This window comes from Curtobacterium sp. MCBA15_005, from assembly GCF_001864855.1.
In the GTDB taxonomy this organism is placed as follows: Bacteria; Actinomycetota; Actinomycetes; order Actinomycetales; family Microbacteriaceae; genus Curtobacterium; species Curtobacterium flaccumfaciens.
The window spans coordinates 1-639 of sequence record NZ_MJGL01000048.1; the positions used below are offsets into that span (position 1 = coordinate 1).

The following is a 639-nucleotide window of genomic DNA, read 5'->3' on the forward strand; positions in this document are numbered from 1 at the left end:
GCCTCGTACTCGTCCGGGGTCTCGGTCGGCGACAGGCCCTTGACGTGCATCTCCTGCACGGCGAGGAACTCCGCGTTGCCACCGAGCATGATGTCGGTACCACGACCGGCCATGTTCGTCGCGACGGTCACGGCGCCGAAGCGACCGGCCTGGGCGACGATCGCGGCTTCACGTGCGTGGTTCTTGGCGTTGAGGACCTCGTGCTTGACGCCCTGCTTGGCGAGGAGCTTCGACAGGTACTCGGACTTCTCGACGCTCGTGGTGCCGACGAGGACAGGCTGGCCCTTCTCGTGGCGCTCCGCGATGTCCTCGGCGACCTGCTCGAACTTCGCCTTCTCGTTCTTGTAGACGAGGTCCGTCTGGTCGATGCGCTGCATCGGCTTGTTCGTCGGGATGGGGACGACGCCGAGCTTGTAGGTCGACATGAACTCGGCCGCCTCGGTCTCGGCGGTACCGGTCATGCCGGAGAGCTTCTGGTAGAGGCGGAAGTAGTTCTGCAGCGTGACGGTGGCGAGGGTCTGGTTCTCGGCCTTGACCTCGACGCCTTCCTTCGCCTCGATCGCCTGGTGGATGCCCTCGTTGTAGCGGCGGCCCATCAGGATGCGGCCGGTGTGCTCGTCGACGATGAGCACCTCGCCG

1 protein-coding gene is annotated in these 639 nt (G+C 65.6%); it reads right to left on the minus strand.

Annotation, left to right across the window (positions count from 1 at the left end):
* A partial coding sequence (locus BIU89_RS13595) for a preprotein translocase subunit SecA (RefSeq protein ID WP_441294458.1) occupies positions 1–639 on the minus strand: 639 nt, incomplete at both ends.